Origin of the sequence: Phaeodactylibacter sp. (assembly GCF_040219495.1) — a bacterium.
Lineage (GTDB): Bacteria > Bacteroidota > Bacteroidia > Chitinophagales > Saprospiraceae > Phaeodactylibacter.
The window spans coordinates 20,860-28,042 of sequence record NZ_JAVJSK010000088.1 but is presented as its reverse complement, the minus strand read 5'-3'; the positions used below and the strand labels follow the sequence as shown (position 1 = coordinate 28,042).

The 7,183-nt window shown below is 50.7% G+C and carries 6 protein-coding genes; 4 read left to right on the top strand and 2 right to left on the bottom strand.

Annotated features, from left to right (window positions below; translation table 11 throughout):
• A partial coding sequence (locus RIC19_RS13430) for a VOC family protein (RefSeq protein ID WP_502930839.1) occupies positions 1 to 181 on the top strand: 181 nt, incomplete at its 5' end.
• Positions 182 to 214: 33 nt separating this feature from the next.
• Entirely contained in the window at positions 215 to 1,732 is a 1,518-nt protein-coding gene (locus RIC19_RS13425) for an ArnT family glycosyltransferase (RefSeq protein ID WP_350178843.1), read from the top strand.
• A 204-nt stretch (positions 1,733 to 1,936) separates the two neighbouring features.
• Here the strand turns inward: RIC19_RS13425 and RIC19_RS13420 are convergent, their stop codons facing one another.
• Both RIC19_RS13420 and RIC19_RS13415 read right to left on the bottom strand, forming a co-directional pair.
• Entirely contained in the window at positions 1,937 to 3,277 is a 1,341-nt protein-coding gene (locus RIC19_RS13420) for a M24 family metallopeptidase (RefSeq protein ID WP_350178842.1), read from the bottom strand.
• A gap of 97 nt (positions 3,278 to 3,374) precedes the next feature.
• Positions 3,375 to 4,604 carry a serpin family protein gene (locus tag RIC19_RS13415; RefSeq protein WP_350178841.1) on the bottom strand — a complete coding sequence of 410 codons (1,230 nt, stop codon included), beginning with the start codon at positions 4,602 to 4,604 and terminating at the stop codon, positions 3,375 to 3,377.
• A 144-nt stretch (positions 4,605 to 4,748) separates the two neighbouring features.
• Here RIC19_RS13415 and RIC19_RS13410 point away from each other — a divergent pair, with 144 nt between their 5' ends.
• On the top strand, positions 4,749 to 6,455 hold the full coding sequence (locus RIC19_RS13410; protein WP_350178840.1) for a GMC family oxidoreductase: 1,707 nt from the start codon (positions 4,749 to 4,751) through the stop codon (positions 6,453 to 6,455).
• Positions 6,455 to 7,180 (top strand): gluconate 2-dehydrogenase subunit 3 family protein, encoded by a 726-nt coding sequence (locus RIC19_RS13405; RefSeq protein ID WP_350178839.1) that lies wholly within the window; start codon positions 6,455 to 6,457, stop codon positions 7,178 to 7,180. Before RIC19_RS13410 ends, RIC19_RS13405 begins: the two co-directional genes overlap by 1 nt.
• Positions 7,181 to 7,183: the final 3 nt, after the last annotated feature.

The following is a 7,183-nucleotide window of genomic DNA, read 5'->3' as shown; positions in this document are numbered from 1 at the left end:
TGTTCACCTTGAACGACTATTGGAAAAACTAAAGAATAACGGAGTTGCGATTTTAGATAATATTGAAGAGTTTGAGTACGGAAAATTTGTGCATATCATGGATAATGATGGAAATAAAATTGAATTGTGGGAACCGAATGATACTGAATACGAAAAGTTAGTAGAAGGAATTACAAAATAACCCCTTGCCTTTATACCTTAAGAGACAGAAGAAATGAATAACCAAACAAAGCTCATACTTTTTGCTTTTTGCATCATCAAATTAGCACTTCACTTAATTGCTGATAGCAACTCAGGGTTTCAAGGAGACGAATTTCTGCATATTGAAACAGGGAATCATCTTGCGTTTGGGTTTATGGAGTTCCCCCCGTTCATTGGAGTTTTGGCTTTCTTCCAAAATTTGTTCCAATCAGAATCGGTTTTCATACACCATCTTTTCCCTCATATTTCAGCAATTCTAATTCTTATTTTTGTTTCAAAAATCACCATTGAATTAGGCGGTAAGACAAAAGCTGTCTTTTTGGTTTTGATGTGTATCATCATTGCCCCAGCATTTGGGCGTTCACAACAGTTATTTCAACCTGTGGTTTTTAGTCAGCTCTTTTGGGTTGTCAATTTCTACCTGCTTACAAAGTATGTTAAGCATCTCGATAAGAAATATTTATGGTATTTGACCATAACGACCGCTTTAGCATTTTTGTCCAAATACGATGCAGTATTTTTTATGTTCGGGGTTTCATCCTTACTGTTTTTTAAGGCAACAAGGAATTCACTACTCAAGCATAGATTTTGGTTGAATGTAATCGCCTTTTTAGCACTAATAAGCCCAAATATTATTTGGCAAGCAGTCAATGATTTCCCGGTTCTTAAAATGTTTACCCGACTTTACGAAACCCAATTAGAAAGACAAGAAACTAGAGAAGTTTTACAAGGTTTTTTCATGGCATTGAACCCACTTGCTCTGCTCATTACCATTCCTGCAATTTTTTCAATGTTTCATTATTCAATGAAATTCTATAGGCCACTATCGTTATCTATTTTGTTGTCTGCCATGTTTTTAGCCTCTAGCCAAGGTAAAGGATATTACTTTTATCCGATAGCTTTAACCGTATTGCCTTTTGGTGGTGTGTTTTGGGAACGCTACATCCTGTCAAAACGGAAATGGTTGATTTACCCAACAGGTGTTATCCTTTCTGTCGGTGTTTTCTTAATCCCATTTGGTATGCCAGTATTCCCATTAGATAGTTATCTAAAATACGACTATCCGTACGAGAATAGAAAAGTTATAGAAGGGGGGCAATTCAATGTCAGATTTGAAGAAAGGTATTCAAAAGATTATTGGCCCGTTATTTTAAAAGAATTGAAAAACGTGCATGATAGTCTTCCAGATGAAGAAAGAAACAAAACCATGATTTGGGGGAAACATTACGCACAAGCAGGAGCAGTCAATTTGTTTAAAGAGCGGTACGATTTACCTGTAGCTTTTTCTTTACACGGAAGTTTTTACAATTGGGTGCCAAAAGGCAATATGCCTGAAACGACTATTGGTTTGGGGTATAATGTAGGCAGTTTCTTTAAGGAGTATTTTGACGAAGTGGAAAAAGTAAGAACTTTTTACAACCCTTATGCAGAAACGAAAGAAGAACAGCATCAACATATCTATATTTGTAAAAAACCAAAGCAGACATTTGATGGGTTGAAAACATTATTCGAAAAACGGATATTTGAATAGAGCCAGCCACTAAGAGCATGTTTGGAGCAAAAGATAGTTGATAATCAAAGGGTTGTGGTTGTGGCTAAATGGAAAAATGCGCATTTGGTGGAGCCTGCCCCGTAGCATTAGAGGTTCAAATAAGTGTTTTTCCATGACGTCCCGTATTCTTGCGGGATTCACAATACTTTGATTATCAGCAGTAGTGCTCCTCCCAACACGCTCTTAATCCCGGAGTTGGCGTGGAATAAGAAAGAGCTCCTCCTGTCGCCCATCAATATAGCGTACCCCGTTTTCATAAAAGAAAGCATCTTCTTCCATCATCATTCGGATTTCCTTGTCCCACTCCGGTAAATACACCTTGGTGTTCAGCTCAATAGAGTAGGCGGTGTTGTGGTAAAGCGGGTAGTCGCCCTTGTGGGGCACGCCTTCCTGCTGATCCCAAAGCCCGATCGTTGGCCCGGCGCCATGCCCGTGGTAGCCGATGGAGTGGGTGTAAATCTGGGGTTTCAGCCCGGCGTATTTGGCCTTCTTCAGCGCCTCCGCAAGGACTTCATTGCCGGTACGCCCTTCCTGAAATTCGTTGGTCAGAATATCCATGAGATGAAGGCCTTTCTTGTGGGCTGCTTTGAGGAAAACTGGTGCATCGGTCTCTCCGGGTTTTAAAACGTAGGCATTCTGTTGTGTATCCGTATTCAGCCCCAGGTAGGTGATCCCAAAGTCGCAGTGTACCAGGTCGCCCGGTTGAATGACCGTCTCGCCGGGACGGGCGGCAAAACTCAGGGTGGAACCATCGGCGTCCGGATTGGCGCGTTGTACATCCACCGTAGGGTGAAACCAGGCGGTCAGCCCCAACTCCCGGATGCGCTCCCGGTAGAACCACACCACGTCATCGGTGGTGGTTACGCCGGGTTGTATGACCTGATCGGAAAGCCCCTCCGCGATAATGGCATGAGCAATACGGCAGACCTGCTGATAGACCGTCATTTCTTCCGAAGTGCGGGTTTCCAGCCAGCCGAGGGCCAGGCGTTCGCCGGTGACGACTCTTTCCTGATAGGCTTCGGGCAGGTGCGCCATCAGCTGATCGTAGTGGTAGGCCGACAAGCCATCCGCCAGGCCAAAGTGCTCCGATCGGTTGACCGCGATCTTTGCCGGGTCTCTTTCCGTAATCAGTTGTGCCAGCCGCTTCCATTGATCGGGCTCCACCTCTTTGTCCCAGGCTTTTTTGAACACTTCGCCCACATCATAGCGGGCGCAGGCGAGGGTTTCCAGGCTGTCGCCGGTATCGTAAATGACCAGCATCGTCGTACGGCGGGCCGAGAGCCAGAAGGAAGGCAGCAGGGTTTTGAGTACCGGGTCTTCATTGTACTCCCGGGCGATGAGGACCCACATGTCGATGCCTTCGCGCTGCATGATAGGAGGCAGCACGGTCTTCATGCGGTGTTGCAGCCATTGGTCGCGCAGTTCGCCCTGCTGTTTTAGCGATAGAATATGGGGCATATCGTATTGGGCAGAGAGAGACAGCGAACCTAAGATCAGCACAAGAAAAGCAAAGCATTTTTTCATACGGTCAGTTTTATCGGATCAACAACCAGAAGGCTTGCCGGGCAATGTGAGCCCCGGCAAGCCCTAAGATAGTCAGAATTCCGATTTTCAGACCGGTTTACTCCGCCGATGGGTCCGCTACAAACCCCGTAAACAACATCGTATTAGTCTCTATATACCGGAGGACCACGACAAAGGGCTCGTCAAACCGGAAAAAGGGTGGGGCAGAGGTTGTACCAAAGCCAATACTTGTTGCGGCAGCACCTTCTGCGCCCTGTTCATCTACTTCAAGCACCGCTTTGTGCGCAATTTGTTTGATGAAAATATTCTGCCCGTTGGTCGCACTCCCCATGAGCTGGAAGTCAGCCAGAGCAGGAGAAAAGGCATCTTCCATGCCCAGGTTGCGAAGGGAGCGGACCAGGTTGTTGCCGTATTCCAGCTTCAGTTTTGGGAACTGTACAATCGCCCTGCCGGGCTGAATGGCGTCGTATAGGGCCAGCCAGCGGTCTTTGGTCAGTGAGGTAGGCCACTGTGCATCTGGCTGCTCCGGGTCGGGCATAATGAGGGTCAGGCTGTAGGTGGAATCCTTGAACGGGAGGTCTACCATGTGCAGCCCATCCGCCTGAGCGGTGAGGAAGCTGGCATCCTGATTGACAAAGGGGACTTCTGCGGTTCCGCCCGCTGCCGTTTGGAAGGTGCCGTCGAAGGTCAGCTCCTCCGGGAAGCCCGCCAGCCAGTCCGCTTTAAAGTACAGGGCATTGATCAGAAAGGCTACGTCTTCAGAAGTGATCTCTTCCACGATAGTGGGAATTTTACCATTGGTCTTTTCCGATACCCAGTTGTTGATGGCAGCCTTGCTTTGCGCTTCCTGCCGGAAATCCAGGCTCTCGGAAGAAGCGGCATAAAACTCGCTCAGCGGGTTCAGGAACGCCTGCTCCACGTCAATACGCTCCGCATCGTAGAAATAGCTGTTCGCGACTGTCACTTCCGGGTGGTCTGCGGGATTGGTGAGGAGGGTATTGAGCTGTTTGTGGGCCTGGTTCAGGCTTTCCACGCTGACGTTGCTGCCATCCATGAGGTCCAGCATTTGCCCCAGGGTGCTGCCCTGTGCGCCATTTTGTGCCATGAAAAGCGCCGTTTGTACGCTATAGGGCGAAATGAGGATGTTCTCCTGCGGCAAGGCTTGCTGCTCCTGATGAAAGAGGTCCCAGCCGAGGGTTTGATTCATGTCAGCAGTCTGTTCCATGTCGGCGGTGACCGGCAGATAGGGGGCCGGTTCGTTGGATGCGGTATCGCATTGCCAGAAAATAAAGGCGGACAACAGGCTAAGAAAAATAGTTTTGTTCATGTCTGATGGATTTACTTTGGGTTACAGACGAGAGTAGTCTAAAAACAGTTGGGTGCCAGATAAAGATTATGGATTTGACATTCGAAGTACCTTATCCGTATTTAGTTTTTCTAATTTTAGCACGAGACCAATCAAAACTCGATCGTGGAAATAAAGAAACCTACCAAAACTTACGACGCCGTCATCGTAGGCTCCGGCGCCGGCGGCGGCATGACGGCCAAGGTGCTGGCGGAGCAGGGCTTGTCTGTAGCCATTGTGGAAGCCGGACCTTTCTTTGACCCGGCAGACCCGGTCACCAAAACACAAATGCGCTGGCCTTACGAGAGCCCCCGCCGTGGTGCCAGCACTCAGCGGGATTTTGGCGACTTTGACATGGCCTGGGGCGGATGGGAAATCGAGGGCGAACCCTACACACAGGCCGGAGGTACCGACTTCCGCTGGTTCCGCTCCCGTATGCTGGGCGGGCGCACCAACCACTGGGGGCGTATTTCCCTGCGCTTCGGACCGGACGATTTCCGCCGAAAGGATATCGACGGGCTGGGCGCCAACTGGCCCATTTCCTACGAGGATGTCAAGCCTTACTACGATAAAGTCGATAAGCTGATCGGCGTATTTGGCACCAACGAAGGCTTGCCCAACGATCCGGATGGCTTCTTCCTGCCTCCGCCCAAACCCCGCCTGCACGAGTGGTACTACATCAAGGGGGCACGGAAATCTGGTGTCACCGTCATCCCTTCCCGCATGTCTATGCTCACCAAGCGGATTAACAAGGAGCGCGGTTTGTGCTTTTACTGTGGGCAGTGCGGCCGGTCCTGTATGGTGTATGCCGACTTCAGCTCCGGTTCCTGCCTCATCTTCCCGGCCCAGAAAGCCGGTGGGCAGATCGACCTGTTTGTCAATTGCATGGCGCGTTCGGTGGAAACCGGCCCGGATGGTAAAGCCAAAGCCGTCAGTTATGTGAATAAAGCCGACCGGCGGGAGTACCAAATCAAAGGCAAAGTGATTGTGCTGGCGGCTTCGTCCTGCTCTACGGCCCGCATCCTGCTCAACTCCAAAGAAGATGGGTTGGGCAATGGCAGCGGGCTGATCGGGCGCTACCTTCACGACTCCACAGGGTCTAGTATGTACGGTTTTCTGCCAGCATTGATGGACCGCGACCGGTACAACGAAGACGGGGTAGGGGGCCTGCACGTTTATTCCCCCTGGTGGGAAGACAACAGAAAGCTGGACTTTCCCCGCGGCTACCATATCGAAGTGTGGGGCGGGCAAAGTATGCCTAAGTACGGGCACGGCTTCAATCAGGCTGAGGTACAACGGGCACTGGGCATTACCCCTGGTGGCTACGGCAAAAAGTACAAAAAGGAGCTCCGCCGCATCTACGGCGCTTTCGTCGGTATGTCCGGCCGGGGCGAGTCGGTAGCGCAGTACGACAACTATTGTGAAATCGACCCGAACAAAGTCGACGAGTGGGGCATCCCGGTCCTGCGCTTCCATTACAAATGGAGAGACTACGAACGCCGGCAGGCCCGCCACATGCAGGATACCTTTGAGGAAATCCTGACCAATATGGGCGCAAAAATCCTGTCCGGCAAGAAGACGGCAGCGAATGACTACGGGCTGAACAAGCCGGGCGAGATCATCCATGAGGTCGGCACTGCCCGCATGGGCGACGACCCGAAGACTTCCGTGACGAATGGCTACGGCCGATTGCACGAGGTGCCCAATCTCTTCATCACCGACGCTGCCACCTTCCCTTCCCAGGCCGACAAAAACCCGACCTGGACGATCATGGCACTCGCCTGGCGCACCAGCGACCACATCATTTCCGAACTCAAAAAAATGAATCTCTGATGGACCGCCGAGAAAGTATCAAAAGCTTACTGATTGGGGCTGCCGCTACTTCCGCCCTCTTCACCGCTGCCGGCTGTGAAGCCGATACCACACCGGCGGGCGAAACAGCTGCTGAAAATCCATTCCCCTACGAGGGCACCCGAATCCCGGAAGAGCTGCGGCGCGATGCCCGGCTACATGCCAATGCACCTTTTTTTAGCGAAAGCGAGCGGAAAATACTGGACTACCTGGCTGATATCATCCTGCCTGCTGATGAACAGGGCCCGGCAGCAAGTGCCACCGGCGTTACCGATTTTATTGATTTTATGGCGCTGGACTTTCCGGATTTTCAATTGCCCCTGCGTGGCGGGCTGTCCTGGCTGAGCCGGGCCTCTCTGCAGCGCTTTGAGCAGAACGACTTCATGGCCCTAACCGCCGGGCAACAACTGGAAATCATAGAAGATATCGCTTATCTGCCCGAAGACTCTGCCGAGATTCCGGAGCCGGAAGTCGCTTTTTTTGATCTGTTGCGGCGGCTGGTCACCACCGGCTACTTTACCAGCAAGGAAGGCATTAAGGACCTGGGCTATAAAGGCAATGCCCCCAACCTCTGGGATGGTCCGCCGGAGGAAGTTTTGCGAAAGCACGGCATCACCGGAGAGGAGGAATGGTTGTCGAAGTGTGTCGACCATGATACCCGAAACGAAATGGCAGCGTGGGATGAAAATGGCAATCTGCTGACGTAGAAT

Coding starts and splice junctions, on each gene's coding strand:
- RIC19_RS13425 (WP_350178843.1), top strand. CDS start 215: ATGAATAACCAAACAAAGCTCATACTTTTTGCTTTTTGCATCATCAAA.
- RIC19_RS13420 (WP_350178842.1), bottom strand. CDS start 3,277: ATGAAAAAATGCTTTGCTTTTCTTGTGCTGATCTTAGGTTCGCTGTCT.
- RIC19_RS13415 (WP_350178841.1), bottom strand. CDS start 4,604: ATGAACAAAACTATTTTTCTTAGCCTGTTGTCCGCCTTTATTTTCTGG.
- RIC19_RS13405 (WP_350178839.1), top strand. CDS start 6,455: ATGGACCGCCGAGAAAGTATCAAAAGCTTACTGATTGGGGCTGCCGCT.